Genomic DNA, 23,801 nt, shown 5'->3' on the forward strand with positions numbered 1-23,801 from the left:
CTCCCCTACGCCTCCACCCTCTGCGGCGCCTGCTACGACGTCTGCCCCGTCGCCATCGACATCCCCGAAATCCTCGTCCACCTCCGCGAACGCGTGGTCCAGGGCGGCCCCGTCACCGTGCGCGGCACCCGCACCACCATCAAACCCGCCAAGGGCCACGCCGCCGAGCGAGCCGCGATGCGCGCCGCCCGGTGGACGCTGGACCGTCCGGCGGTGTGGGGCACGACCCAGCGGATGGCCGGCGCCACCCGCCGCCTGCACCCGAGGCGGCTGCCGCTGCCCGGCCCAGCACAGGCGTGGAGCGGCAGCCGGGACCTCCCCGAGGTGCCCGCGCAGGGGTTCCGCGCCTGGTGGCAGCAGCGGGAGAAGGACGCGAAGCGCGGAAAGGGCGAGCAGAAGTGACCGACGACAACAGCAGCCGTACCGAGATCCTGCGCCGTATCCGCGCCGCGCTGACCGACGTGCCCGGCACCCCCGACGAGCGGCCGATCCTCCGGGACTACGCCGTCGTCCACGCCGAGCGCACCCCGGAGCAGAGCACCGACCTGCTCGCCGAGCACCTGTCGGACTACCGCGCCCACGTCCACCGCTGCACCGCCGCCGACCTGCCCCGTACGATCGCGGAACTGCTCACCGCACACGGCAGCCGCAGCGTCGTGGTGCCACCCGCGCTGCCCGACGGATGGCTGCGGGACGCGGCGGACATCGAGATCACCGTCGGCGGTGACGACCTCGGCACGCACGAACTCGACCGCATCGACAGCGTCGTCACCTGCTGCGCGCTCGCCATCGCCGAGACCGGCACCATCGTCCTGGACGCGAGCCCGGACCAGGGCCGGCGCCGGATCACGCTGGTGCCGGACCACCACGTGTGCGTCGTACGGGTACCGGAACAGGTGGTGGACTCGGTGCCGCAGGCGCTGCCCAGGCTCGACCCGGTCCGCCCGCTGACCTGGATCTCCGGCCCCTCGGCCACCAGCGACATCGAACTCGACCGCGTGGAAGGCGTACACGGCCCGCGCACCCTGGACGTCGTGCTGGTGTCGGGGGCCGAGCCGCCGGTGTCCGGGTCCGCGCCGGACTCGGCGCCCGGCTCAGTGCCGGGCTCAGTGTGAGCCGGACGCCGCCGAGCGGCTGACCTTCACGGCCCAGATGACCAGCGGCACTTGGAGCGGCAGCCGGGCGTAGGCGGCGGCCCTGAGCGGGGCGGGGCGGTGCCGCCAGTCGTAGGCCATCTTGACGTTGGCCGGGAAGACCGCGGCGAAGAGGCCGGCCGCGAGCAGGCCGCCGGTCCTGCGGGTGGCCGGCAGCGCGACAGCGGCCGCGAGCGCGACCTCGGCGACGCCGCTGGCCCGGGTCCAGTCGCGGGGGCGGCCCGGCAGGGCGGTGGGCACGATGGAGTCGAAGGGCTCGGGCCGCAGGAAGTGCAGGGCGCCGGCGGTCGCGAGCAGTCCGGCGAGCAGCGGTGCGGGGCGTATGAGCACGTGGACGGCCTCCTCGAACGGGCGGGCGATTCCCGCCGGAAGCCCACCTTACCCACGGGTAACGTCGTGTCGGCAAGCCCGCGCACCGGATTCTCAGGGCGCGATGACCGCCGGTTCGAGCGCGGCCGGGGCTCCGGCGGCCTCGTCGGCGTGCTGCTCGCCGCGCCGGCTGAGGGCCGCGTACCGCCCGTCGAGGGCGAGGAGTTCGTCGTGGGTGCCGCGTTCGACGATGCGTCCGGCGTCGAGGACGGCGATCTGGTCCGCGTCGCGGATCGTGGACAGCCGGTGGGCGATGGTGATGGTGGTGCGGCCCGCCGAGAGGGCGTCGATCGCGTCCTGGACGGCGGCCTCGGTGCGGGTGTCGAGCGCGCTGGTGGCCTCGTCCAGGATCAGCACCGGCGGGTCGCGCAGGATCGTACGGGCGATGGCCAGGCGCTGCTTCTCGCCGCCGGAGAAGCGGTAGCCGCGCTCGCCGACGAGGGTGTCGTAGCCGTCGGGCAGGCCCGCGATGTGGTCGTGGATCTGCGCGGCCCTGGCGGCGGCCTCGATCTCGGCGTCGGTGGCCTCGGGCTTGGCGAAGCGCAGGTTGTCGGCGACGGAGGCGTGGAAGAGGTAGGTCTCCTGGGAGACGACGCCGACGGCGGCCGCGAGCGTGTCGAAGCTGAGGTCGCGCACGTCGGTGCCGTCGAGGGTGACCCGGCCGCCGGTCACGTCGTACAGGCGCGGCACGAGGTAGCTGAGGGTGCTCTTGCCGGAGCCGGTCGCGCCGACCACGGCCAGGCTGCCGCCCGCGGGCAGGGTGAGGTCGATGCCGCGCAGGGTCGGCGCGGCGTGCTTGCCGCCCTCCGCCTCGTAGGCGAAGTCCACGTCCTCGAAGCGGATGTCGCCGCGGACCCGGTCGATGCGCACCGGGTCGGGGCGCTCGGTGATGTCCACCGGCAGGTCGAGGTACTCGAAGATGCGCTGGAAGAGCGCGAGCGAGGTCTGCACCTCCACGCCGGTGGCGAGCAGCTGCACGGTCGGCCGGAACAGGCCCTGCTGGAGGGTGACGAACGCGACCAGGGTGCCGATGGAGATCGCCGAGCCGGGACCGCCGCCGCCGGTGAGGCCGGCCGCCCAGTACAGCAGCGCGGGCATCGCGGACATCACGATGCCGATCACGGCCATCCGCCAGCGGCCCTGCATGTTCGAGCGGACTTCGAGGTCGACCAGGCTCTCGGACTCGGTCGAGAAGTCGCGGGTCAGGGAGTCGGCCCGGCCCATGGTGCGGCCGAGCAGGATGCCGCTCACCGACAGCGACTCGGTGACGATCGCGGACAGCGTGGCCATCTGCTTCTGCCGCTTGGTGGCGATCTTCTTGCGCTCGCGGCCGACCTTGCGGGCGATCCAGACGAACACCGGCAGCAGGAGGAGCGAGACGATCGTCAGCTCCCAGTCCAGGGCGACCATGGCCACCACCGCGGCGACCACCGAGGTGAGGTTCGAGACCAGGGAGGTGGCCGTGGACGTGACGGTGGCCTGCATGCCGCCGATGTCGTTGGCGATCCTGGACTGCACCTCGCCGGTGCGGGTGCGGGTGAAGAAGGCGAGCGACATCCGCTGGAGCCGCTCGTAGACGGACGTGCGCAGGTCGTGCATGACGCGCTGGCCGACGGTGGTGGAGATCAGGGTCTGCATCACGCCGAACACGCCGTTGGCGACGGCGGTGGCGATCATGCCCAGGGCCAGCACGGCGAGCAGGCCGGTGCGGCCCTGCGGGATGGCGGTGTCGAGGATCGCGCGCAGCAGGAACGGCGAGGCGACCGACACCAGCGAGGACAGGGCGACCAGCAGGCCGACGAAGACCAGCCGGGCGCGGTACGGGCGGAACAGGCGCATGATGCGGCGGACGTCGACGTCCGCGCGGGTGCCGGGTGCGCTCTTCGGTGGCGTCCACCGGCTGACGAGGTCGTTCTCGGGGCGCAAAAGGCTCCTCCGGGTTCGGGTACGGATACGGGCCAGGGTCCGCGTTCGGGATACGCGGACATAGGGAGTATAGGTCATTGTTACCTATACTCACAATGGGGTGTGTCCTGATAGCCTGAGGACATGGACCCCCGCACCACCGCGACCGCCGAGGAGAGCGCGGCCGGACAGGCTTCGCGTCCGGCGGACAGCGAGGCAGCAGCTCCGGATTCCGGCCAGGTCGCCGCGGCCGCCGGCCAGGCACGCGACGAAGCCGCCGCCCGGGCGCTCGCGTCCGGCGCCGACGAGGTCACCGGCCGGCTCGCCGACCAGTTGCTGACGCTGAGCCGGCGGCTGCACCGCTCGCAGCGCCGGCTGATGGAGCCGCTGGGCATCACACCCGCCCAGTCCCGGCTGCTGCGCACCCTCGCGCACTGCGAGGCGCCGCCGCGGATGGCCGACCTCGCACAGCGCCTCGACGTGGTGCCGCGCGCGGTCACCACGCTGGTGGACGCGCTGGAGGAGCTGGAACTGGTCCGCAGGGTCCCCGATCCGCACAACCGGCGGGTGATCAGGATCGAGCTGCGGGAGGACGGCGCGCGGGCGCTGTCCGCGCTGCGCGGGGCGCGCCGGGCCGCCGCGGCCGAACTGCTGGCGCCGCTGGACGGCGAGCAGCGCGCCGCGCTGTCGGCGCTGCTGGACGTGCTCGGCGAGGGCGAGCCGTCAGGACACGGGCACGGACACGGGCACGGGCACGAGCGCGGGCACGGTCGCCAGTAGGGAGGGACGGCGAACGGCGCGCCGCGGTGGAGACGCGGCGCGCCGTTTCGTCGGCAGCGCGTGGCTGCCTGTGCCGCTACTTCGTGATGTCGACCCCGGCGGCGTCGCTCACACCGGCGCCGTCCTTCTCACCGCCCTGGGCCGGCACCGTCGGCGTGAGCACCGCGGTGCAGGCGCTGCACCGCTTGGCCGCGGCGGGGATCGCGCTCAGGCACTCCGGGCACTCGCGGGTCGGGGCGCTCGCGGCCTTCGGGAAGAACTTCTCCTGCATGCGGTTCATCGGCAGCACGACCAGGAAGTAGATCACCGCAGCCACGATCACGAAGCTGATCGCCGCGTTGATGAACACGCCGTACGGGAAGGTGACGCCCGAGGCGTGGAAGTTCCGGTGGCTGAAATCTCCGGTGGCACCGCTCACCAGGCCGACGATCGGTGTCAGGAACGCCCCGACGAAACCGTTCACCAGCGCGGTGAAGGCCGCACCGACGACGATGCCGACCGCGAGGTCGACGACGTTGCCGCGCAGCAGAAATGCCCGAAAGCCCTTCATGTGGGGGGTCTCCTCTGGTGACCATGGTGTGGAGCCACACAGTGTGCCGTTTCCGGCCGCGGACCTGCAAAGTCGGTGTGGTTCAGGTCACTCGCACGAGTGGCGGCCGAGTTCGAAAACCGTTTGACCCGACGGCGGGGGCGCGGCGAGTCTTGCACGGCTCACGGTTGTTTCCGGCCCGATTGCGGGGGATCGCCCGGAAGACCCGGAGCGCCGTACCTCGTCCGCCGCCGCCCGGGCCGCAGTTCCGTCCGGGCTCCGACTCCTGCCCGCACGCCCGCATCCACCTCAGGACATCATGCCGTCCCTCAGCAGCATCCCCTTCGCCGACCCGGGTCGGCCCGACACCCGTTCCGGCCGACGGCTCCTGATCTGGCTGGAGTTGGGCCAGTGGCGCGGTCAGGTGGCCGCGGCCGCGTGGGGCACCCTCCACATGGCCTCGCTGGCGTGTTTCCCCGCGGTGGTCGGGGTGGCCGTGCAGGCCGTCGTGGACCGCTCGGGCACCCGGCTGGTACTGGCCGGTGTCGTGCTGCTCGTGCTCGGCCTGCTCACCGCGCTTGGCGACACCATGCTGCACCGCACCGCGGTCACCAACTGGATCAGCGCCGCCACCAGGGTGCAGCAGCTCCTCGCCGCCAAGGCGGTCGAGCTGGGCGCGATCCTGACCCGGCGGGTGGCGGCAGGAGAAGTCGTGGCGGTGAGTACCGGCGACGTCGAGAAGATCGGATGGTTCGTCGAGGCGCTGGCCCGCTTCACCTCGGCGCTGCTGGCCACCGTGGGCGTGGCCGTGGCGCTGCTGGTGTACGAACCGAAGCTCGGTGTCATGGTCGCCGCGGCCGTACCGGTGCTGGCGCTGTCCGTGCTGCCGCTGCTGCCCGCGGCCACCCGCCGCGCCGACCTCCAGCGGGAGAAGGGCGGCCGGGCCACGGAGCTGGCCGCCGATACGGTGGCGGGGCTGCGGGTGCTGCGCGGGATCGGCGGCGAGCAGCTCTTCCTCGACCGCTACCGCCGCGTGTCGCAGGAGGTGCGCCGGGCCGCCGTGCACAGCGCCCGGATGTGGGCCACCATCGCGGCCGTCCAGGTCGCGCTGCCGGGACTGCTGCTGGTCGGCGTGGCCTGGTATGGGGCGCGGCTGGCGCTGGACGGGCAGATCTCGGTCGGCCAACTGGTCACGGTCTACGGCTCGGTGTCGTTCCTGATGTTCCCGCTGCAGAACTTCGAGGAGATCGCCATGGCCTGGTCGTTCTCCAGGCCGTCGGCGAAGCGCGCCGCGCGGGTGCTGGCGCTGCGGCGGAGCGACGTCGACGGGGCGCCCGCAGAGGTGGCCGGCGGAGTGGGCGGCGGGGCGCTCGACGGCGCGGCCGGCGACCCGCTCGCGCTCAGCGGCGAGCTGTACGACCCCGCGACGGGGCTGCGCGCGCCGTCCGGGCTGCTCACGGCCGTGGTGTGCGGGGACCCGGACGCCGCGGGCCGGCTCGCCGACCGGCTGGGCGGGCACAGCCCGGTCGCCGTCGAGGGCGAGCCGTCGGCGCTGCTCGGCGGCAGGGCGCTGGACGCCGTACCCCTGGCGGTGGCCCGCTCCGCCGTACTCGTGCACGACAAGGACCCGGTGCTGCTGTCCGGCACCCTGGCCGACCTGCTCGACGTGCCCGCGTCCGGGCGCGTCACCGCCCCGGCGGCGCTGGCCGCCGCGCAGTGCGCCGACGTGCTCGACGCGCTGGTGCGGTCCCTGGACGGGGCTGACGCGGACTCCGGCGACGCGATGCGGGCCCGGATCATCGAGCGCGGCCGGTCGTTGTCGGGCGGCCAGCGGCAGCGGCTCGCGCTGGCCCGTTCGCTGGTGGCCGACCCCGAGGTGCTGGTGCTTGACGAGCCGACGTCGGCGGTCGACGCGCACACCGAGGCGCGGATCGCGCACGGTCTGCGGGAGATCCGCGCCGGCCGTACCACCGTGGTGTTCACGTCGAGCCCGCTGGTGCTCGACCGTGCCGACCAGGTGGTGTTCGTCCACGACGGCACCGCGGTGGCCGCCGGTGTCCACCACGAACTGCTGCGCGCCACCCCGCTGTACCGGGCCGTGGTCACCCGTGAGGACGAGGCCCAGGGGGACGCCGCGACCGCGACCGGAGCGGCGGCTCGCGCGGCGGGCGAAACCGGAACAGACGAAACAGCCGGAACCGCCAGAACCGCCGGAACCCCCGATGTCCGTGACGACATGTCGATGGAGGAGTCCGCATGATCGGCGTACGACCGCCGGAGCACGACCCCTCGATGCCGACCCGGAACAGCATCACGCTGCCGGTCGGTTCGCCCGCCACGGTGCGCGGTTACGTCCGCGAGCTGGCCCGGCGGCACCGGGGCGCGTTCGCCGTGCTGCTCGGTGTCAACACGGTCGCGGTCGTCGCGTCGATGATCGGGCCGTTCCTGCTGGGCGACCTGGTGCAGGACCTGGCCGACGGCCATCGCGACATCCATCTGACCTGTACCGTCTGCCTGTTCCTGGCCGCGCTGGCGGTGCAGGCGTGCTTCGTGCGGATGGTCCGGCTGCGCGGGGCGGTACTGGGCGAGCGCATGCTCGCCGACCTGCGCGAGGACTTCCTGGTGCGCTCGGTCTCGCTGCCGCCGGGCGTACTGGAGCGGGCCGGCACCGGCGACCTGCTGTCGCGGATCACCACCGACATCGACCGGCTGTCGGAGGCGATGCGGGAGGCGGTGCCGCAACTCGCGATCGCCGTGGTGTGGGCGCTGCTGCTGCTCGGAGCCCTCGCGGTGACCGCGCCGCCGCTGGCGCTGGCCGTGCTGGTGGGGCTGCCGCTGCTGATCGTCGGCTGCCGCTGGTACTTCCGGCGGGCACCGGCCGCCTACCGCGCGGAGGTGGCGAGTTACGCGGCCGTCGCCGCCGCGCTCGCCGAGACCGTCGACGCCGGCCGCACCATCGAGGCGCACGGCCTGGGCGAGCGCCGGGAGGAGCTGTCCCGGACCCGGCTGCGGAACTGGGTCGGCTGGAGCCGCTACACGCTGTGGCTGCGCAGCGTGCTCTTCCCGGCGATCACCATGACCCACGTGCTGATCCTCACCTCGGTGCTGATGATCGGCGGTGGATTCGCGCTGCACGGCTGGCTGGCCGTGGGCGCGCTGACCACGGGCGCGATGTACGCGCAGATGCTGGTCGACCCGATCGGCCTGATGCTGCGCTGGTACGACGAGTTGCAGACGGCGCAGGCGTCGCTGGCCCGGCTGGTCGGGGTGCGCGAGGTCGCGGTCGACGAGGGCGACGGCACGCTGACGCCGGACGGCCGGACCATGACCGCGGACCGGGTGCGGTTCGGCTACGTCGAGGGCACCGATGTGCTGCACGACGTGTCGCTGAACGTGCCGCCCGGCACCCGGCTGGCGCTGGTCGGGCCGTCGGGCGCGGGCAAGTCCACGCTCGGGCGGCTGCTGGCCGGGCTGTACGCGCCGCGGACCGGCGAGGTCACCCTCGGCGGGGCCGCGCTGGCCCGGATGCCCGCCGAGCGCGTGCGGGAGCACGTCGCCCTGGTCAACCAGGAGCACCACGTCTTCGTCGGCACCCTCCGCGACAACCTGCGGCTGGCCCGTCCGACGGCCGGCGACGGCGAACTGTGGGAGGCGCTGGCCGCCGTCGACGCGCAGGAGTGGGCGCACGCGCTGGACGACGGCCTGGACACCGAGGTCGGCTCCGGCGGCTCCGTCCTGACCCCGGCGCAGGCGCAACAACTCGCGCTCGCCCGGCTGGTGCTGGCGGACCCGCACACCCTGGTGCTCGACGAGGCGACCTCCCTGCTCGACCCGCGCGCCGCCCGCCACCTCGAACGGTCCCTGTCCCGGGTGCTGGACGGCCGTACCGTCGTGGCCATCGCCCACCGCCTGCACACCGCGCACGACGCCGATGTGATCGCCGTGGTCGAGGACGGCCGGATCAGCGAGTTGGGCAGCCACCACCAACTGGTCGAGGCGGAGGGCGCGTACGCGGCGCTGTGGCGCTCCTGGCACGGATGAGCCTTCCACGGCGGGACGGGTGAGCCTTCCGCGGCGGGTGGACGGTGAATGTCGGCAGTGCGCGGCGCGGATGTCGCAGCGTCACGTGTCGCGGCCCGTGGAGCCAGGAGGAGGTCGGTCCCCGCGGTCGTAGGCTTCCTGCGAGGCTGATACGTCGCCGAGGTGCGCGATCGACCATTCCTCCAGCGCCCGCAGCGGCCCGCGCAGGGTGCGGCCCGCCTCGGTGAGCGCGTACTCGACGCGGACCGGGACTTCGGGGTGGACGGTGCGGCGCACCAGCCCGTCCCGTTCGAGCCCGCGGAGGGTCTGGGTGAGCATCTTCTGCGAGATGCCCTCGATGCGCCGGCGCAACTCCGAGAAGCGGGCGCTGCCGTCCCAGAGGGCGCCCACGATGAGCACCGTCCAACGGTCGCCGATCCGATCCAGGATGCGGCGAGTCGGGCAGTCCGCGCGGTAGGGGCTGTCACGGAGCATCGACTCGGCCCGGGTGGTTACCACAAAGTGCCTTCTTCCCATGGGAGAGCTGCTTTCTTACGGTAATCGCATCGCGTCGCCCGACGTCACCCGTCCCGGAGAAGGGCACTTCGTGTGTCGGCGCCGTATCCGCGCCCGGCCCTCCCTGGCCACCTGACAACGTACGGAGAGACATGTCGCGCCCAGCCCGCCCGGAGGACTTCCCCCTGCCGGCCACCCGAAGCGACCTGCCGATCGTCGACTCCCACCTCTTCGACGACCTGATCCCGCCGGAGGCGGCCTTCGAGCTGACCGCACCCTTACGCCGGCATCGCGAGCCCTACGTCGGCATCACCGAGAACGGCACCCCGCGCCGGGGCCTCTACCGTCTCCACCACCCGGCGGCATCCCCGAAGACCGCCGTCACGGCCGCCCGGGCCTACCTCGACGGGCTGGCGCCCCACCAGAGGGTGGTCGCCGCGCTGCCGATGGACGCCCCGGAATGGCGGTTGTGGACGAACGCGATCCCGACCTGGCACCCGAAGGGCATGCGCCTGGAGCGGCTCACCGGCCGTGACCGCGATCGCGCGCTCGCCGTCGTCGAGGCGAGCCTCAGCCCTGCCGGCTACGCCCAGGTACGAGCCGCGATGGCACTCAACGAGCACCTGGGCGAGCTCATCGACGACTACCGGGACACCCTCACCGAATTCGCCTACTGGTTCACCGTCTTCGGGACCCCTTCGGGCGACTCCCCGTGGGGGTGGCAGCTGATGGGGCATCACGTGGACCTGCACTGCGTCTTCGTCGGAGGGCAGGTGGTTCTCGCCCCCGTGTTCCTCGGCGCCGAGCCGACGTCCGGGACGGGACGGTTCGCGGGCATCACGGCTTTCGGCGACGAGACCGAGGTCGCCCTTTCCTTCCGCCGCGCCCTGGACCCCGACCGGGAGGGCGAGTTCCTGATGGGTCCCTCGCTTCGCGCGGAGGACCTTCCGCCCGAACTCGCCGGCCCGTGGAAGGGCCGGCATCTCGCCGGCGCGGGCAGTGACAACCTCATCCTGGCTCCCGAGGGGATCGTCGCCGCAAGCCTGCCGGCCGACCAGCGTGACGCTCTGGTGGAGCTGATCCGGGTCTATCTCGACCGTCTCCCGCAGCCCCAGGCCGAGCGCACCCTGGCGCTCGTCCGTGAGCACTTCGACGAGACGCGGTTCGCCTGGCGCGGCGGCCACGACGACGAGTGCGCCTTCTACTACCGGATTCACTCACCCGTGCTCCTGGTCGAGTACGACAACCATCCCGGTGTCTTCCTCGCCAACCCCGAGCCCGCCCGCTTCCACGTCCACACCATCGTGCGAGCCCCCAACGGCAACGACTACGGACGTGATCTCCTCGCCCATCACTACCGGCTCCACCACGGCGGTTGACCGGGGCGGAACGGAGACCAGTCCCTGGCGGCCGGGCTACCGCCGTTCCCCGGCCGCCAGCCGGTGAAGCGTCCACCCTCGCCCCTGCGGATCGAACGGCCGGGTGGCGGCCGTGAAGACCTCCGCGGCGCGGCGGTAGGACAACCGGCCCCGGGCGGTCGTGAACAGCGGTCCGTCCACGCGCCCGAGAGTGAGCAGCGGAAGCAGCCCGGCCGATCCGTCGCCCCAGCGCAGGGCGCCGCGCCCGCGGGTGCGCCGGCCGGGCAGGTCCAGGTCGTCGACGTCGAGAGCGAGGACGCGCTCGATCGTCGCCCCGGTCTCGTGCAGCAGGTGCCAGAAGGTCGTCTCCCGCAGCGGGACCGGCAGGTCGAGAACGGCTCCGACCTGGGCGGCGTCCAGCCGGATTCCGGCCGCCGGCGCGGCCGACACCGGCAGGCGCCGCACGCCGGTGAGGGGGTCGCCCGCCAACCAGCCCTGCCCGCGCCACCAGTTGACCGCGGCGGCCAGCACCGACAACTCGCGGTTGGCCGTACGGGCACCGACCACCGCGGCTCGCGCGGCGAAGGCGTCCCGCAGCCGCCCCGGGGTGTGCGGGGCGTCCAGCAGGGCCAACGGCACGGCCGGCGGCAGGGCGTTGCGCCGCGGCTCCCCCACCGGCGGGACCTTGTCCACCAGCGCCCAGGCCCATGTGGTGAGGGCGATCCGGTAGACCCGGCGCGAGCCCGCTCCCAACGCCGCGGCGGCAACAAATCCGTCCACGGCCACGGCGTACTCGACGGGTCGACTCATACCTCCCCCTTATCAACTCACCGCAGTAAACGCACCCTTGAATGCCCCGAACAGGAGCTTAACTTGATTCGATCCGACTCACGTTTTCTCGACCGCGTATCTGGCGTGTCGTCAACGGCCCCTTGCACGCTGCGCTCATGCCCCTCCCCAACGGCCTGGCGGTACTGCGCGAGCGCGACTTCCGCCGCTTCTTCATCGGCTACGGCACCTCGCTGCTCGGCTCCTCCATGGCCTCCGTCGCGGTCGCCTTCGCGATCCTCGACACCGGTGGCGGTGGGACCGAACTGGGCGGCGTCCTCGCCGCCCGGACCCTGCCGCTCCTCCTCGTCCTGCTCGCCGGCGGCGTCGTCACCGACCGGCTCGGCAGCCGGCGGGTGATGCTGGCCGCCGACACGGTGCGCTGCCTCACCCAGGGCGCCCTCGCCCTGGTCCTGCTCGGGGCGCGTCCCGGGCTGTGGGCGCTGGTCTTCCTCGTCGCCCTCTGGGGCGCGGCCGAAGCCCTGTTCAACCCGGCCCTCAACGCCCTGGTCCCGCACCTCACCCGCGGTGCGGCGCTGTCCGACGCCAACGCCCTGCTCGGCATGGCCGCGTCCGCGACGTCCATCGCGGGCCCGATGCTCGCCGGCGTCCTGACCGCGGTCAGCGGCCCGTCCTGCGTACTCGCCCTGGACGCGGCCGGCTACGCCGTCAGCGTCGTCGTGCTCCTCCTGCTGCCGCGCGCGGCCCCGCTGCCCGCACCCGCCGCGTCCTTCACGGCGGACCTGAAAGGAGGCTGGACCGCGTTCCGCTCCCGCACCTGGCTGTGGGTGACCACGGCGCACATCGGCCTGATGAACCTCTTCGTCTGGGGGCCGTTCCTCGTCCTCGGTCCCGTCGTCTCCCAGCGGCGGCTCGGCGGGGCGTCGTCGTGGGGCCTGGTGATGGCCGTCGACGGTGCGGGCGCGGTGGCCGGCGGCATCGCCATGCTCCTCCGGCGACCCCGACGGCCGCTGTTCGTGGCGATCGCCGCCTCGCTGGGCTGGTCACTGCCCTCCGCCGCGCTCGCCACCGGCCTGCCGCTGGCGGGGGTCTGTGGCGCCGCCTTTTTGGCGGGCATCGGCTCGGCGGTCTGCGGCACCCTCTACCCGGCCGCCGTGCAGCGTCATGTGCCGCGCGAGGTGCTGGCCCGGGTGAGCGCCTACAGCTCCTTCGGGGCCTTCGTCCTCGGCCCCGTCGGACTGGCCGCCGCCGGGCCGGTCGCCCTGCTCGTCGGCACCTCAGGGGTGCTCGGCTTCGGCGTGCTGTGGCAGACCTCCGCGGTGATCGCGGTGCTCGCCCTTCCCGCGATACGCGCCGTCGGCCCGCCGCGCCCCCTCCACGGCGGCACCGCGGAGCCGCCGGCCGATGAGGAGGCGGCTGGCCGAACTAGCCGAACAGCCCGAGGGCGCCGACGGCGCAGGCGCCGCCCGCCACGAAGAACACCGGGGTGAGGATCTTGATCTCCACCCAGCTCCCGGCCCGGAAGCGCATGAACTTCGGCGGACCCAGCGGGTGCCAGCGCCTGCGGCCGACGGGTATCGGCCACAGGATCGGGCAGCCGGAGACGGTCAGCGCGTCGCCGAGGCAGTGCACCAGCGCGCCGAGCACGATCGGCATGCCGATCCACATGTAGTGCTGGCCGGGTTCGGTGAACAGCCACGCCTTGCCGTTGCCCGGGTCGTCCAGCACGTCGGCGAGCATCCACGCGCTCGTCGCACCCAGCAGCCACACCAGGACGTGGCTGGAGGCGCGTGCCTGCCGCCACAGCAGGCCGTCCACCGCGAGCACCATGTGCACGAAGAGGATCGCCAGCACCGCCCACCGGCCACCGTAGACGGCCAGCGCCGAGAAACCGACGCCGAGCAGCGCCGCCCACAGCCAGGTGTGGGTCAAGGTCCGGTGGCCGCCGGCCCGGCGGGGGTCACCACTCTTCCGGGTCGCCTTGTAGGTGACGTGGGAGAGCGAGTCGATGAACTTGCAGGCCAGGTGGGACAGCGGACCGAAGGCGCGGGAGATGGTCGCCGCCTGGTGGTCCAGGTCGGGCGCGAGGGCCGCACCCGCACAGATCAGCGCACCCACCACGAGAGTCGGCCACGGCATCGGATCGCCGAGGCCGGCCGCGATGGCGCCGACACCCAACCAGGCCGTCGCTCCCGACAGCGAGTGTGCTGGTCCCATCATGGTCTGGCGATACCCCCGATTCGGCCGCCCACAGGCGGAGTTGACACGTGGCCGACGCCACACCCTACCCGTGGTGATCATCGGCTTCACCGCCGGTTCCGCCCTTGGGCGTCCGGACGGGCAAGATGGAGGGGTGACCCTTATCGATCAGCTCCCTTCCGAAGCCGACCCCGATGCCCTCTTCGAAGCGTTCTCGACGTGGGCCGAGGGCCAGGGCATCGCCCTCTACCCGGCCCAGGAGGAGGCGCTGATCGAGGTGGTCTCGGGGGCGAACGTGATCCTCTCCACCCCCACCGGCTCCGGAAAGAGCCTGGTGGCGGCGGGTGCGCACTTCGCCGCGCTGGCCCGCGACGAGGTCACCTTCTACACCGCGCCGATCAAGGCGCTGGTCTCCGAGAAGTTCTTCGACCTGTGCAAGATGTTCGGCACCGAGAACGTCGGCATGCTCACCGGCGACGCCTCGGTCAACCCGGACGCCCCGGTGATCTGCTGCACCGCCGAGGTGCTCGCCTCGATCGCGCTGCGCGACGGGCGGACCGCCGACGTCGGCCAGGTCGTCATGGACGAGTTCCACTTCTACGCCGAACCGGACCGTGGCTGGGCGTGGCAGATCCCGCTGCTGGAGCTGCCGCAGGCGCAGTTCGTGCTGATGTCGGCGACGCTCGGCGACGTGGCCCGGTTCGAGGAGGACCTGACCCGGCGCACCGGGCGTCCCACCGCGGTGGTCAGGTCCGCGACCCGGCCGGTGCCGCTGAGCTACGAGTACCGCACCACGCCGCTGACCGAGACCCTCACCGAGCTGCTGGAGACCCGCCAGTCGCCGGTGTACATCGTGCACTTCACGCAGGCCGCCGCGGTGGAACGGGCGCAGGCGCTGATGAGCATCAACATGTGCACCCGCGCCGAGAAGGACGCCATCGCCGAGCTGATCGGCAACTTCCGCTTCACCACCGCCTTCGGCCGCAACCTCTCCCGCTACGTGCGGCACGGCATCGGGGTGCACCACGCGGGGATGCTGCCGAAGTACCGCCGGCTGGTGGAGAAGCTGGCGCAGGCCGGGCTGCTGAAGGTGATCTGCGGCACCGACACCCTCGGCGTCGGCGTCAACGTGCCGATCCGCACGGTGCTGTTCACCGCGCTGACGAAGTACGACGGGCAGCGGGTGCGGGTGCTGCGGGCCCGGGAGTTCCACCAGATCGCCGGGCGGGCCGGGCGGGCCGGCTTCGACACCGCCGGGTTCGTGGTGGCGCAGGCTCCCGAGTACGTGATCGAGAACGAGAAGGCGCTGGCCAAGGCCGGCGACGACCCGAAGAAGCGCCGCAAGGTGGTGCGCAAGAAGGCACCGGAGGGGTTCGTCGGCTGGGGGCAGAACACCTTCGAGAAGCTGATCGCCTCCGAGCCTGAGGCGCTGACCTCCCGCTTCCGGGTCACGCACGCGATGCTGCTGTCGGTGATCGCCCGGCCGGGCAACGCCTTCGACGCGATGCGGCACCTGCTGGAGGACAATCACGAGGACCGCAGGTCCCAGCTCCGGCACATCCGGCGGGCCATCGCGATCTACCGCTCGCTGCTCGACGGCGGTGTGGTGGAACGCCTCGACGAGCCGGACGCCGAGGGCAGGATCGTCCGGCTCACCGTCGACCTCCAGCAGGACTTCGCGCTCAACCAGCCGCTGTCCACCTTCGCGCTCGCCTCCTTCGAGCTCCTCGACCCCGACTCCCCCTCCTACGCCCTGGACATGGTCTCCGTGGTGGAGTCCACCCTCGACGACCCCCGCCAGATCCTCGCCGCCCAGCAGAACAAGGCGCGCGGCGAGGCGATCGCGGAGATGAAGGCCGACGGGGTGGAGTACGAGGAGAGGATGGAGCGGATTCAGGACGTCTCCTACCCCAAGCCGCTGGAGGAGCTGCTCCTGCACGCCTACGGCGTGTACCGCAAGAGCCACCCGTGGGTCGGCGACCACCCGCTGTCGCCGAAGTCCGTCATCCGCGACATGTACGAGCGGGCCATGACCTTCTCGGAGTTCGTCTCCAACTACGAGCTGGCCAGGACCGAGGGCATCGTGCTGCGCTACCTGGCCGGCGCCTACAAGGCGCTGGACCACACCGTGCCCGACGACCTGAAGTCGGAGGACTTCCAGGACCTCACGGCCTGGCTCGGCGAGCTGGTGCGGCAGGTCGACTCCAGCCTGCTCGACGAGTGGGAGCAACTGGCCAACCCCGAGGTGGAGAGCGCCGAGGAGGCCGCCGAGCGCGCCGACCAGGTCAAGCCGGTGACCGCCAATGCCCGTGCCTTCCGGGTGCTGGTCCGCAACGCCCTCTTCCGCCGGGTCGAGCTGGCGGCGCTGGAGAAGTACCACCAGCTCGGCGAGCTGGACGCCGAGTCCGGGTGGGACGCCGACGCCTGGGCCGACGCCATGGACGCCTACTGGGACGAGTACGACGACCTCGGTACCGGGCCGGACGCCCGTGGGCCGAAGCTGCTGCTCATCGAGGAACAGCCGGAGCACGGCCTGTGGCGGGTCCGGCAGACCTTCGCCGACCCCAACGGCGATCATGGCTGGGGCATTTCGGCGGAGGTGGACCTGGCGGCCTCCGACGAGGAGAGCCGCGCGGTGGTCCGGGTCACCGACGTCGGCGAACTGTGAGGGCCGCCGCGCACCCCACCACCAGCCGTACCCGCAGTACCCGCACCCGCGTCCGCTGACCGGTTTCTGCGCCCCAGCAGCCGCAGCAGCCCCCGCAGGCCCGGCCGGCCGTCGTCGCCAGAACCGTCCGGCCGGGCCGGGCCGGCGGCGCCGTCGACACCGGCGCGTTCCGCGCCATCCGCGCCTTCCCCGACCTCAGCGGCAAGCTCGTCCGGCAGCGGAAGCGGGCGCGGAAGCAGCGGCGCCGTGGCGGACAGTGGCACGGGCCATGACGCAGGCTCCGCAGCGAGTTCCGCGGCGGCGCCGACGGCCCGGCCCGGTGCCGGCCGCAGTTCCCTTGCCCGGCCGAGCGCGTCGGCCAGGGCCACGAGGGCCAGTGCGATCTCGTCCGGATGGTCGGCGGTGCTGATCACCTTGATCTGCTCGGGCGTGGCCAGACCGGGACGGCCAGGTGGCAGGGCCGCCCGCAGTTTGCGCAGATGCGCCCGTTCGTAAGGGTCGGGCAGCGCGCTGTCGACGAGCTCCGGCCCGAGCAGCGCCGACCACACGGCGGCTTCGTCCCACGCGTCGTAGGTGTCGCGCACGAGTTGGGCGACACGGCGGGAGCGCCAACCGCGGGCCCGCTCGTCCTCACCGTCGGCCACCGCCGCCCGCAGCCCCTCGGGCAGGGGGCCGCTCAACAGCGCCGGGCAGTGCTCGGCGAGCACCGGAAGGTCCCGGGCCAGGTACATCCACACCAGCGCGTGATATCGGTTCACATACCAGCGGACCGGGCGGATGTGCCCCACCCTGGCCAGCCGGACGAACCGCTCCCGGCCCACACCGAGTTCCTTCGCCGCCTCGGCGCTGCCGACCAGCCTGATCCGGTCGAGCAGGGGCAGCGGGTGGCCGTCCTCGGCGACGAGCTGGTCCACCTCGTCCGATCTGACCTTCCAACTGCGCGAGCCGCAGGCGACCGTGGGAACCTCCCCGATCTGCACGGCGAGGTCGAACTCGTCGTAGTCGAGGCCGAGCGCGTCCCGGGCCCGGGCGAGCGTCATCAAGGGGCCGTCAGGCACCGCCGGGGGCGGGCCGTCCGCCACGAGCCGGTCCTGCCGCGCCCGCTCCGGCCCACCGCGGTCCGGCCCGACGCTCTCCGGCCCCGCCCCGCCCGGTCCACCCGGGCCACCCGGGCCACCCGGGCCACCCGGGCCACCGCGAACCGGACCACCGTGGCCCGGAAGTCCGCGGTCCACACGGCGCCGATCCTGCTTCGACCGCGCGACCCGCGCCCGGTCCGCGCCCGCCCGTCCGACCCGTTCCTGCCGCTGCTGCCGCTGCTGCGTCGCACCCATGTCCATCACCTTCCGCGAAGCTCGATCACTGACAGTGACCAAACTAGCGCGAAAGGCCGACACCCCGCGGAGAGCCTGTGGATAACTCCGAAAACAGGACGAACCCGCAGGTCAGGCGCGTGTCGTTCCGGACTGCCGAGGTGCGACACCGAGATGTTCGCCGACCCGCCGCACCAGCCGGGTCATCTCGTACGCGACCTGGCCGATGTCCGCGTCCATCCCGCTGAGCACCGACAGGCAACTGCCGTCGCCCGCCGCCGTGACGAAGAGGAAACCCTCCTCGAACTCGATCATGGTCTGCCGCACCCCGCCGGTGCCGAACTGCCGGCCGGCGCCCTTGGCGAGGCTGTGGAAACCCGATGACACAGCGGCCAGGTGCTCGGCGGTCGGCCGGTCGAGATCACCGCTGGCACCCGTGACCAGGCCGTCGTTGGACAGCACGAGCGCGTGCTGCACGTGCGGCACCCGCTTGGTCAGGTCATCGAGCAGCCATGCGAGCCCGTTGCCCACCGTCATGGCCTACCTCCCGTCTCCGCTGCGCTACGCAGCCTGGTACGCCGGGCGCGCGAGGGCAAGCCCCTCCCGGTGGCGAGCACGATCGGACGGGAGTTCGCCCGGCCGCGGACGGACGGAATCAGCCACCGCGCGGGGCGTACATGATCACGCCGACCCCGACGAGGCAGACCACCGCGCCGATCACGTCGAAGCGGTCCGGCCGGTAGCCGTCGAGGATCATGCCCCACACCAGCGATCCCGCGACGAACACCCCGCCGTACGCCGCCAGGATGCGCCCGAAGTCCCCGCTCGGCTGGAGCGTCGCGACGAATCCGTAGCAGCCGAGGGAGACGACACCCGCGGCGATCCAGCCGATTCCGCGGTGCTCGCGCAAGCCCTGCCAGATCAGCCACGCGCCGCCGATCTCCAGAACGGCGGCCAGCAGGAACAATGCGACGGAGCGCAGCGTGATCATGCAACCATGATGCATGGCCGGAATGGAGCGCGGAAACGAGCAGGTGCGGGAGTTCTTCGCGGCACGGGCCGCCGGCTGGGAAGGTCGTTTTCCCGGCGACGGCCCGGCGTTCGCGGCCGTGGTCGCCGAGTTGGAACCGCGGCAGGGCGACACGGTGCTCGACGCGGGATGCGGTACGGCGCGTGCGCTGCCGCAGTTGCGGACCGCGGTCGGCCCCGAGGGCGTCGTCGTCGGCGTGGACCTGACCTCCGAGATGCTGCGGGAGGCCGTGTCGCTCGGCCGCCGGGCGCATGGGGTGCTGGTCGAAGCCGACTGCGGGCGCCTGCCGTTGGCGTCGGGCACGTTCGACGCCGTGCTCGCCTCGGGGCTGGTGCACCACCTCCCCGACCCCGCCGCCGGCCTGCGCGAACTCGCCCGCGTGACCAAGCCGGGCGGCCGTCTCGCGCTCTTCCACCCGCTCGGCCGCGCCGCCCTCGCCGCCCGCCACGGCCGCCCGCTCTCGCCCGACGACATGCGCGCCCAGCCCCGACTCGGCCGGCTGCTCGCCAGCACCGGGTGGGAACTGCTGCTCCTCGACGACTCCGACGCGCGCTATCTGGCGCTGGCGGTCAGGAAGCCCTGAACGACCGGGCGGAACCTGCCGCGGCGAAGCCGCTGTTCACCGCCGCCGCACCCCCGACCGCACCGCATGCCCCGACCGCGCGGCACGCCCCGACCCCGGCGCCCGGCGGACATCGGTATGGGTGGGGTCCTCGCAGGCGAGCGCCCTCTCGACCGGCACGCCCGTGGCCGCCGCGTGTACGAGCCGTTCCCGGACCTCGCGCGGGGTGCGCGGACGGTATCCGGGCCCGTCCAGGCAGCACATGCAGGTGGGGGCGAACCGGAGCCCCGCGGCCAGCACGGCGGCCAGGGCTCGCCAACCGGCGGTGTCCCGCTTGCGCGGCACGGCGAGTTGCGCGCCCGCGTCCACGAGCGCGCCGCCGCAGCGCGGACAGACGTCCCCGCGAACGCCGTTGCCCTGCTTCTTCCACGAAGCGCGGCACGGCACGCAGACGAAGTGGGAACGCATGATCCGGGCCATGGCCGCGATCGTAGGCGCCAACTCCCCCCTGCTGCCAACGATTTGCGTCGAGCACGCGCCTTCCTGCGCGGCACCGGAACGCCGCACGCACGTTTTCCTCACTTCCAGGCCCCTCGACGCGGAGGTTACCCGCTGGTTAGGGTGCGGCGGACCGGGCGGTGACAGGGAGGCAGGGATGGACGGCAAGGCGCAGGACACGCCGGAGGAGGACGCGCTGCTCGTGCTGACCGCGGCGATGCTGACGCCGGGCGGTTTCCCTGGGGTGCTGGGCGACGACTACCCCGCGGCGTGCTCGCGTTTGGGGCTCGAACCGCTGGCCGGCGGCTACGGGCTGGTGTTCGGTCAGGACTCCGCCGGGGCGCGCTGGACCGTGGCCACGACCGACGCCGCGATGGTCGCGTGCGCGCTCGCCGCGTGGGACTGCGGACTCGAGTACGACCTGTCGCCGGACGAGAGCACCATGGTCGCGTCCCTCCCGGGTTGGCCGCTGCCGGTCGCCGTCGCGGCGCCGGGCGTCCCCGCGCCGCACGACCCCGACGAGACGGCCGGCGCGGGTCCCGCTCTCGCCCCGCCCGACACATCGGTGTGGGGGCCGCAGCAACGGCGGTTGGGCGCCGACGAGATAGCGATCCGTTGGCGCGAATGGCGCGACCAGATCGGCTCCGCCGCCGAGGACACCGCGGACGCGGACACCAGCGGCGACGCCCCCGCCACGAAGGCACCCGACGCACCCGCCGCACCCGACGCACCCGAGAGCAGCCACGCACCCGCCGCGCGTACCGGCACCGCCACCGACGCCGACGTGGAGACCCCCGTCCCCGCCCTCTCCCACGACGGGGTCCGGCGCGCCCTGGAAAGCGCCGAGGCATACACCCGCGAGCCCCCTCCGCCCGGCCGGGTCCGCACCACGTACGGGGCGGTGCGCGCCGACGGGCCCGGCTGGAGCCTGGTGGCCAGGACGGACGACATGGCGTTCGTGCTGCTGGACGACGCGCCCGGCGAGGTCCTGCCGGTGGGGCGCGGCCCGGCGTTGCCGCCGCTGCTCGAAGCCCTCGGCCGGCTCGCCACCGCCGAGGTCAGGTCGGGCTGACGCCCCGGGTGTCGGCGCCGCCCGCCGTGCGCGCGATGTCGGCGGCCACCGTGTCCGCCGCCTTGCGCGCGGCGACCAGCACGGGGTCCCATACCGGCGAGAACGGCGGGGCGTAGCCGAGGTCGAGATCGACCATCCGCCCGACGGTCATCCCCGCGGTGAGCGCGACCGCACCGACGTCCACGCGCTTGGCGGCGCCCTCCCCGCCGACGATCTGGAGGCCGAGCAGCCGTCCTGTGCCGCGCTCGGCGAGCATCTTGACGGTCATCAAGGCCGCCTGGGGGTAGTACCCGGCACGGCTGGTGGACTCGATGACCGCGCTGACGAAGTCGAGGCCCGCGGCCCTGGCCTGGGACTCCTTGAGGCCGGTCCTGGCGATCTCCACGTCGCACACCTTGCTGACGGCGGTGCCGACCACACCGGGGAACGTGGCGTAGCCACCACCGATGTTGGTGCCGATGATCCGGCCGTGCTTGTTGGCGTGGGTGCCCAGCGCGATGTGCTGCCAGGCGCCGGAGACGAGGTTGAGCACTTCGACGCAGTCCCCGCCGGCCCAGATCCGCTCGGTGTCGCGCACCCGCATCGAACGGTCGGTGAGCAGCCCGCCATGCGTTCCCAGCGGGAGTCCCGCGTCGCGGGCGAGCGCGGTGTTCGGCCGGACGCCGAGGCCGAGGACGACCAGGTCGGCGGGGTACTCCGCGTCGTCGGTGGCGACGGCGCGGGCCCGCCCGTCGGCGTCGGTGAGCACCTCGCGGGCGGCGGCGCCGGAGACGACGGTGACGCCGAGTCCTTCGAGGGCCTTGCGCACCAGACGCCCCATGTCGGGGTCCAGTGTGGTCATCGGCTGCGGGTTGCGGTCGACGAGGGTGACGTCGAGGCCGTGCCGCAGCATCGCCTCGGCCATCTCGACGCCGATGTAGCCGCCGCCGACCACCACGGCCCGCCGCACCCCGTGGCGGTCCAGGCCGCGCAGTACGGCCTCACCGTCGTCCAGGGTCTGCACCCCGAAGACACCGGGCGCGTCGATACCCGGGATCGGCGGCCGTACGGGCAGCGCACCGGTGGCGATCACCAGATGGTCGTAGCCCGTCCACCGCTCGCGGCCGTCGGCGTCGCGCACCAGGACACGGGCGCCGTCGCGGTCGATCTCCGTCACCTCGGTGCCCAGGCGTACGTCGATACCGCGGTCGCGGTGCTCGGCGGCGGTGCGGGCGACCAGCGCGTCGGGGCCGGTGGTGTCGCCGGCGATCCAGTACGGGATGCCGCAGGCGCTGTAGGAGACGTGCCGGCCGCGCTCGAAGGCGACGATCTCCAGGTCGTCGGCCGGCCTGCGGCGACGGGCCTGGGAGGCGGCGGACATGCCGGTGGCGTCGCCACCGACGACCACGAGGCGTTCGGTCATGGGGCGAAGGGTGCCTCTCGTCCGAGAGCCTGCGCGTCGGGGACCTGTCCGTTGGGGACCTGTCCGCCGAGGACCGGCCCGTCGAGAGTCCGCGCTCCGGGCGCCTGCCCCTCCAGGGCGGCTCCTTCGGGGGCGGCGAGCTCGTCCCTGGCCGCCATGAGGGCGAAGCCGAGCAGGTTCAGGCCGCGCCAGGCGTCGGGGCGCTCGGCGCGGTCGTCGTCGGCGGCCAGGCCGATACCCCAGACCCGGTCCAGCGGGCTGGCCTCGACCAGCACCCGGCGGGCCGTACCGAGCAGGTAGGCCCGCAGGTCGGGGTGCTGGCCGAACTTGTGCACGCTGCCCGCGACGACCAGAGCGAAACGCTCCCGCTCCCACACCGCCTCGTCGAAGCCGCGGACGCTTCGGCCCACGGACTTCGCGGCCTTCGGGTGGCCGGCGGCGATCGCGCGGCGCGCCGCGTCCTCGTCGCCGAACAGCCGGGCCTTGCCCGCCATCATCCAGTGCTCGGCGGTGGCATAGGTGACGCCGTCCACCGTGAAGGGGGCCGGCCACCACTGGCTGAGGCAGCCCGGGCCGACGCTGCCGTCGCGCTGCGGGCGGTGGCCCCAGAAGTGCAGGTACTTCACCCGGGTGCCGGAGGCCACAAGGGCGGCCAGTTCGGGGACGGAGCGCACGGCGCCGGCCTTGGACACCGGGGGGCGCCCCGGAGCGGATGCGGGGGTATCGGCCGTCATGGGCAGGTTCAGACCTTTTCCAGTGGGCGGTGCGGTGCGGCGGGCAGCTCGACGGCGATCGGGTCGCCTGGGTGTACGACGCCGCCCTCGAGGACGACGCTCATCACACCGCCCTTGCGGATGATCGCCCCTGCCTCGTCACGGCCGACGACCTGCTTGAGCAGGCCGCTGCGGAACGTCTCGATCTGAGCGCAGGGATTGCGCAGGCCGGTCAGCTCGATCACGGCGGCGGACCCGAGCCGAAGCCGGGTGCCCGCGGGCAGGTCGAGGATCGCGAGGCCGCTGGTGGTGATGTTCTCGCCGAGTTCGCCGGGCCCTACGTGGTACCCGGCCGCGCGCAGTTCGTCGAAGAGTTCGGCATGGATGAGATGCACCTGCCGAAGGTTCGGCTGGGTGGGGTCCCGGGCCACCCGCGACAGGTGCTGGACGGTGACGCCGAGGTGCGCGTCGCCCTCGATACCGAGCCCGGCGAGCAGCCGGACGCTGTCCTGGTTGACCTTGCTGAACCGGTGCGTGGCGTCACGGCTGACCGCGACGACGGAACCGCTGAGCATGAGGTTTTTTCCCCTCGATCGGATTCCCTGACCCGACGCTTCATCCTATCGAGGGGACCGCGCGGTCAGCGACCGATTTGCCGGCGGCTCACCCGGCGCAGCCGGCGCCGCTGGGAGGAGTCGAGCGTGAAGTACGCGACGGCCGGCACGCCGATCACGACCAGGAAGAACACCCACCAGGGAATCCAGGCGAGCAGGATCAGCCCCACCACCACGCCGCCGATGGCGACCTTCGTACGATTCGTCATGCTCCCCAGCCTCCGTCTCACGGCGGCCCGCGCCGCGCGCTCACCGTACCTATCCAGTGGAACGCGCCGCGAGCCCTCCTGGTTCCCCGGGCCCCGCGACG

The 23,801-nt window shown here is 73.0% G+C and carries 23 protein-coding genes and 1 pseudogene; 10 read left to right on the top strand and 14 right to left on the bottom strand.

What is annotated here, in order from left to right:
• On the top strand, positions 1–402 hold a 402-nt coding region (locus ACIPAE_RS11385; RefSeq protein WP_366410179.1), incomplete at its 5' end, for a lactate utilisation protein LutB domain-containing protein.
• Positions 399–1,115 carry a lactate utilization protein C gene (locus ACIPAE_RS11390; protein WP_402444518.1) on the top strand — a complete coding sequence of 239 codons (717 nt, stop codon included), beginning with the start codon at positions 399–401 and terminating at the stop codon, positions 1,113–1,115. The genes ACIPAE_RS11385 and ACIPAE_RS11390, both read left to right, overlap by 4 nt.
• On the opposite strand, the gene ACIPAE_RS11395 is transcribed toward ACIPAE_RS11390, so the two are convergent.
• Positions 1,107–1,484, bottom strand: coding sequence for a hypothetical protein (locus ACIPAE_RS11395; protein ID WP_329362560.1), 378 nt, complete (start codon positions 1,482–1,484; stop codon positions 1,107–1,109). The genes ACIPAE_RS11390 and ACIPAE_RS11395 overlap by 9 nt on opposite strands.
• A 93-nt stretch (positions 1,485–1,577) precedes the next feature.
• Positions 1,578–3,362 (bottom strand): ABC transporter ATP-binding protein, encoded by a 1,785-nt coding sequence (locus ACIPAE_RS11400; protein ID WP_329373699.1) that lies wholly within the window; start codon positions 3,360–3,362, stop codon positions 1,578–1,580.
• A gap of 210 nt (positions 3,363–3,572) precedes the next feature.
• Here ACIPAE_RS11400 and ACIPAE_RS11405 point away from each other — a divergent pair, with 210 nt between their 5' ends.
• Positions 3,573–4,208, top strand: a complete 636-nt coding sequence (locus tag ACIPAE_RS11405) for a MarR family winged helix-turn-helix transcriptional regulator (RefSeq protein WP_402444521.1) — start codon at positions 3,573–3,575, stop codon at positions 4,206–4,208.
• A 76-nt stretch (positions 4,209–4,284) separates the two neighbouring features.
• Here ACIPAE_RS11405 and mscL read toward each other — a convergent pair whose 3' ends face one another.
• A complete protein-coding gene (gene mscL / locus ACIPAE_RS11410; protein WP_329362564.1) occupies positions 4,285–4,758 on the bottom strand; it encodes a large conductance mechanosensitive channel protein MscL in 474 nt (157 codons plus the stop codon).
• Positions 4,759–5,056: 298 nt separating this feature from the next.
• On the opposite strand from mscL, the gene ACIPAE_RS11415 reads away from it, so the two are divergent.
• Together ACIPAE_RS11415 and ACIPAE_RS11420 are read left to right on the top strand one after the other, a co-directional pair.
• Positions 5,057–6,997 (top strand): ABC transporter transmembrane domain-containing protein, encoded by a 1,941-nt coding sequence (locus ACIPAE_RS11415; protein ID WP_402444523.1) that lies wholly within the window; start codon positions 5,057–5,059, stop codon positions 6,995–6,997.
• Positions 6,994–8,778, top strand: a complete 1,785-nt coding sequence (locus tag ACIPAE_RS11420) for an ABC transporter ATP-binding protein (protein WP_402444525.1) — start codon at positions 6,994–6,996, stop codon at positions 8,776–8,778. The genes ACIPAE_RS11415 and ACIPAE_RS11420 overlap by 4 nt, the downstream gene beginning before the upstream one ends.
• An 81-nt stretch (positions 8,779–8,859) precedes the next feature.
• Here the strand turns inward: ACIPAE_RS11420 and ACIPAE_RS11425 are convergent, their stop codons facing one another.
• A complete protein-coding gene (locus ACIPAE_RS11425) occupies positions 8,860–9,276 on the bottom strand; it encodes a winged helix-turn-helix transcriptional regulator (RefSeq protein WP_402444527.1) in 417 nt (138 codons plus the stop codon).
• A 149-nt stretch (positions 9,277–9,425) separates the two neighbouring features.
• Between ACIPAE_RS11425 and ACIPAE_RS11430 the strand changes: the two genes are divergently transcribed.
• A complete protein-coding gene (locus tag ACIPAE_RS11430) occupies positions 9,426–10,652 on the top strand; it encodes a DUF3500 domain-containing protein (RefSeq protein ID WP_402444530.1) in 1,227 nt (408 codons plus the stop codon).
• 36 nt (positions 10,653–10,688) lie between these two features.
• On the opposite strand, the gene ACIPAE_RS11435 is transcribed toward ACIPAE_RS11430, so the two are convergent.
• Positions 10,689–11,441, bottom strand: coding sequence for a hypothetical protein (locus ACIPAE_RS11435; protein ID WP_402444532.1), 753 nt, complete (start codon positions 11,439–11,441; stop codon positions 10,689–10,691).
• Positions 11,442–11,578: 137 nt separating this feature from the next.
• On the opposite strand from ACIPAE_RS11435, the gene ACIPAE_RS11440 reads away from it, so the two are divergent.
• Positions 11,579–12,910 carry an MFS transporter gene (locus tag ACIPAE_RS11440; protein WP_402444534.1) on the top strand — a complete coding sequence of 444 codons (1,332 nt, stop codon included), beginning with the start codon at positions 11,579–11,581 and terminating at the stop codon, positions 12,908–12,910.
• Here ACIPAE_RS11440 and ACIPAE_RS11445 read toward each other — a convergent pair.
• Positions 12,846–13,640, bottom strand: a complete 795-nt coding sequence (locus tag ACIPAE_RS11445) for a metal-dependent hydrolase (protein WP_329362576.1) — start codon at positions 13,638–13,640, stop codon at positions 12,846–12,848. The two genes, ACIPAE_RS11440 and ACIPAE_RS11445, sit on opposite strands and share 65 nt — an antisense overlap.
• 133 nt (positions 13,641–13,773) lie before the next feature.
• Between ACIPAE_RS11445 and ACIPAE_RS11450 the strand changes: the two genes are divergently transcribed.
• The gene (locus tag ACIPAE_RS11450) at positions 13,774–16,287 is read left to right on the top strand and encodes a DUF3516 domain-containing protein (protein WP_329362578.1); all 2,514 of its coding nucleotides are present in this window, start codon (positions 13,774–13,776) and stop codon (positions 16,285–16,287) included.
• On the opposite strand, the gene ACIPAE_RS11455 is transcribed toward ACIPAE_RS11450, so the two are convergent.
• The 3 genes from ACIPAE_RS11455 to ACIPAE_RS11465 form a co-directional block, all read right to left on the bottom strand.
• On the bottom strand, positions 16,194–17,327 hold the full coding sequence (locus ACIPAE_RS11455) for a DUF6397 family protein (RefSeq protein ID WP_402444537.1): 1,134 nt from the start codon (positions 17,325–17,327) through the stop codon (positions 16,194–16,196). The genes ACIPAE_RS11450 and ACIPAE_RS11455 overlap by 94 nt on opposite strands.
• A gap of 405 nt (positions 17,328–17,732) precedes the next feature.
• Positions 17,733–18,137 carry a roadblock/LC7 domain-containing protein gene (locus ACIPAE_RS11460; protein ID WP_329362581.1) on the bottom strand — a complete coding sequence of 135 codons (405 nt, stop codon included), beginning with the start codon at positions 18,135–18,137 and terminating at the stop codon, positions 17,733–17,735.
• 118 nt (positions 18,138–18,255) lie between these two features.
• Complete coding sequence (locus ACIPAE_RS11465) at positions 18,256–18,591, bottom strand: YnfA family protein (protein ID WP_328472085.1); 336 nt, start codon at positions 18,589–18,591, stop codon at positions 18,256–18,258.
• 13 nt (positions 18,592–18,604) lie between these two features.
• Here ACIPAE_RS11465 and ACIPAE_RS11470 point away from each other — a divergent pair, with 13 nt between their 5' ends.
• Positions 18,605–19,213, top strand: coding sequence for a class I SAM-dependent methyltransferase (locus ACIPAE_RS11470; RefSeq protein WP_402444539.1), 609 nt, complete (start codon positions 18,605–18,607; stop codon positions 19,211–19,213).
• A gap of 36 nt (positions 19,214–19,249) precedes the next feature.
• On the opposite strand, the gene ACIPAE_RS11475 is transcribed toward ACIPAE_RS11470, so the two are convergent.
• Positions 19,250–19,672, bottom strand: a complete 423-nt coding sequence (locus tag ACIPAE_RS11475) for a hypothetical protein (RefSeq protein WP_402444541.1) — start codon at positions 19,670–19,672, stop codon at positions 19,250–19,252.
• 175 nt (positions 19,673–19,847) lie between these two features.
• On the opposite strand from ACIPAE_RS11475, the gene ACIPAE_RS11480 reads away from it, so the two are divergent.
• A complete protein-coding gene (locus ACIPAE_RS11480) occupies positions 19,848–20,762 on the top strand; it encodes a hypothetical protein (protein ID WP_402444543.1) in 915 nt (304 codons plus the stop codon).
• On the opposite strand, the gene ACIPAE_RS11485 is transcribed toward ACIPAE_RS11480, so the two are convergent.
• The 4 genes and pseudogenes from ACIPAE_RS11485 to ACIPAE_RS11500 all read right to left on the bottom strand — a co-directional run bounded on the left by ACIPAE_RS11485 (position 20,749) and on the right by ACIPAE_RS11500 (position 23,700).
• A complete protein-coding gene (locus ACIPAE_RS11485; RefSeq protein ID WP_402444544.1) occupies positions 20,749–22,164 on the bottom strand; it encodes an FAD-dependent oxidoreductase in 1,416 nt (471 codons plus the stop codon). The two genes, ACIPAE_RS11480 and ACIPAE_RS11485, sit on opposite strands and share 14 nt — an antisense overlap.
• A gap of 131 nt (positions 22,165–22,295) precedes the next feature.
• Positions 22,296–22,898: pseudogene (locus ACIPAE_RS11490) on the bottom strand (NADAR family protein); the annotation flags it as partial.
• An 8-nt stretch (positions 22,899–22,906) separates the two neighbouring features.
• A complete protein-coding gene (locus tag ACIPAE_RS11495; RefSeq protein WP_329362589.1) occupies positions 22,907–23,452 on the bottom strand; it encodes an MOSC domain-containing protein in 546 nt (181 codons plus the stop codon).
• Between the two features lie 65 nt (positions 23,453–23,517).
• A complete protein-coding gene (locus tag ACIPAE_RS11500; protein ID WP_328472075.1) occupies positions 23,518–23,700 on the bottom strand; it encodes a hypothetical protein in 183 nt (60 codons plus the stop codon).
• Positions 23,701–23,801 lie beyond the last annotated feature (101 nt).

The sequence above is a fragment of the Streptomyces sp. NPDC087270 genome, assembly GCF_044744625.1.
Classification (GTDB): domain Bacteria; phylum Actinomycetota; class Actinomycetes; order Streptomycetales; family Streptomycetaceae; genus Actinacidiphila.

What these genes read in the sequence shown, in the direction of transcription:
- ACIPAE_RS11500 (WP_328472075.1), bottom strand. Translation starts at nt 23,700, where the DNA reads ATGACGAATCGTACGAAGGTCGCCATCGGCGGCGTGGTGGTGGGGCTG.
- ACIPAE_RS11455 (WP_402444537.1), bottom strand. Translation starts at nt 17,327, where the DNA reads ATGACGCTCGCCCGGGCCCGGGACGCGCTCGGCCTCGACTACGACGAG.
- ACIPAE_RS11460 (WP_329362581.1), bottom strand. Translation starts at nt 18,137, where the DNA reads ATGACGGTGGGCAACGGGCTCGCATGGCTGCTCGATGACCTGACCAAG.
- ACIPAE_RS11440 (WP_402444534.1), top strand. Translation starts at nt 11,579, where the DNA reads ATGCCCCTCCCCAACGGCCTGGCGGTACTGCGCGAGCGCGACTTCCGC.
- ACIPAE_RS11445 (WP_329362576.1), bottom strand. Translation starts at nt 13,640, where the DNA reads ATGATGGGACCAGCACACTCGCTGTCGGGAGCGACGGCCTGGTTGGGT.
- ACIPAE_RS11400 (WP_329373699.1), bottom strand. Translation starts at nt 3,362, where the DNA reads ATGCGCCTGTTCCGCCCGTACCGCGCCCGGCTGGTCTTCGTCGGCCTG.
- ACIPAE_RS11420 (WP_402444525.1), top strand. Translation starts at nt 6,994, where the DNA reads ATGATCGGCGTACGACCGCCGGAGCACGACCCCTCGATGCCGACCCGG.
- ACIPAE_RS11405 (WP_402444521.1), top strand. Translation starts at nt 3,573, where the DNA reads ATGGACCCCCGCACCACCGCGACCGCCGAGGAGAGCGCGGCCGGACAG.
- ACIPAE_RS11475 (WP_402444541.1), bottom strand. Translation starts at nt 19,672, where the DNA reads ATGGCCCGGATCATGCGTTCCCACTTCGTCTGCGTGCCGTGCCGCGCT.
- ACIPAE_RS11435 (WP_402444532.1), bottom strand. Translation starts at nt 11,441, where the DNA reads ATGAGTCGACCCGTCGAGTACGCCGTGGCCGTGGACGGATTTGTTGCC.
- ACIPAE_RS11485 (WP_402444544.1), bottom strand. Translation starts at nt 22,164, where the DNA reads ATGACCGAACGCCTCGTGGTCGTCGGTGGCGACGCCACCGGCATGTCC.
- ACIPAE_RS11495 (WP_329362589.1), bottom strand. Translation starts at nt 23,452, where the DNA reads ATGCTCAGCGGTTCCGTCGTCGCGGTCAGCCGTGACGCCACGCACCGG.
- ACIPAE_RS11480 (WP_402444543.1), top strand. Translation starts at nt 19,848, where the DNA reads ATGGACGGCAAGGCGCAGGACACGCCGGAGGAGGACGCGCTGCTCGTG.
- mscL (WP_329362564.1), bottom strand. Translation starts at nt 4,758, where the DNA reads ATGAAGGGCTTTCGGGCATTTCTGCTGCGCGGCAACGTCGTCGACCTC.
- ACIPAE_RS11470 (WP_402444539.1), top strand. Translation starts at nt 18,605, where the DNA reads ATGGCCGGAATGGAGCGCGGAAACGAGCAGGTGCGGGAGTTCTTCGCG.
- ACIPAE_RS11430 (WP_402444530.1), top strand. Translation starts at nt 9,426, where the DNA reads ATGTCGCGCCCAGCCCGCCCGGAGGACTTCCCCCTGCCGGCCACCCGA.
- ACIPAE_RS11415 (WP_402444523.1), top strand. Translation starts at nt 5,057, where the DNA reads ATGCCGTCCCTCAGCAGCATCCCCTTCGCCGACCCGGGTCGGCCCGAC.
- ACIPAE_RS11465 (WP_328472085.1), bottom strand. Translation starts at nt 18,591, where the DNA reads ATGATCACGCTGCGCTCCGTCGCATTGTTCCTGCTGGCCGCCGTTCTG.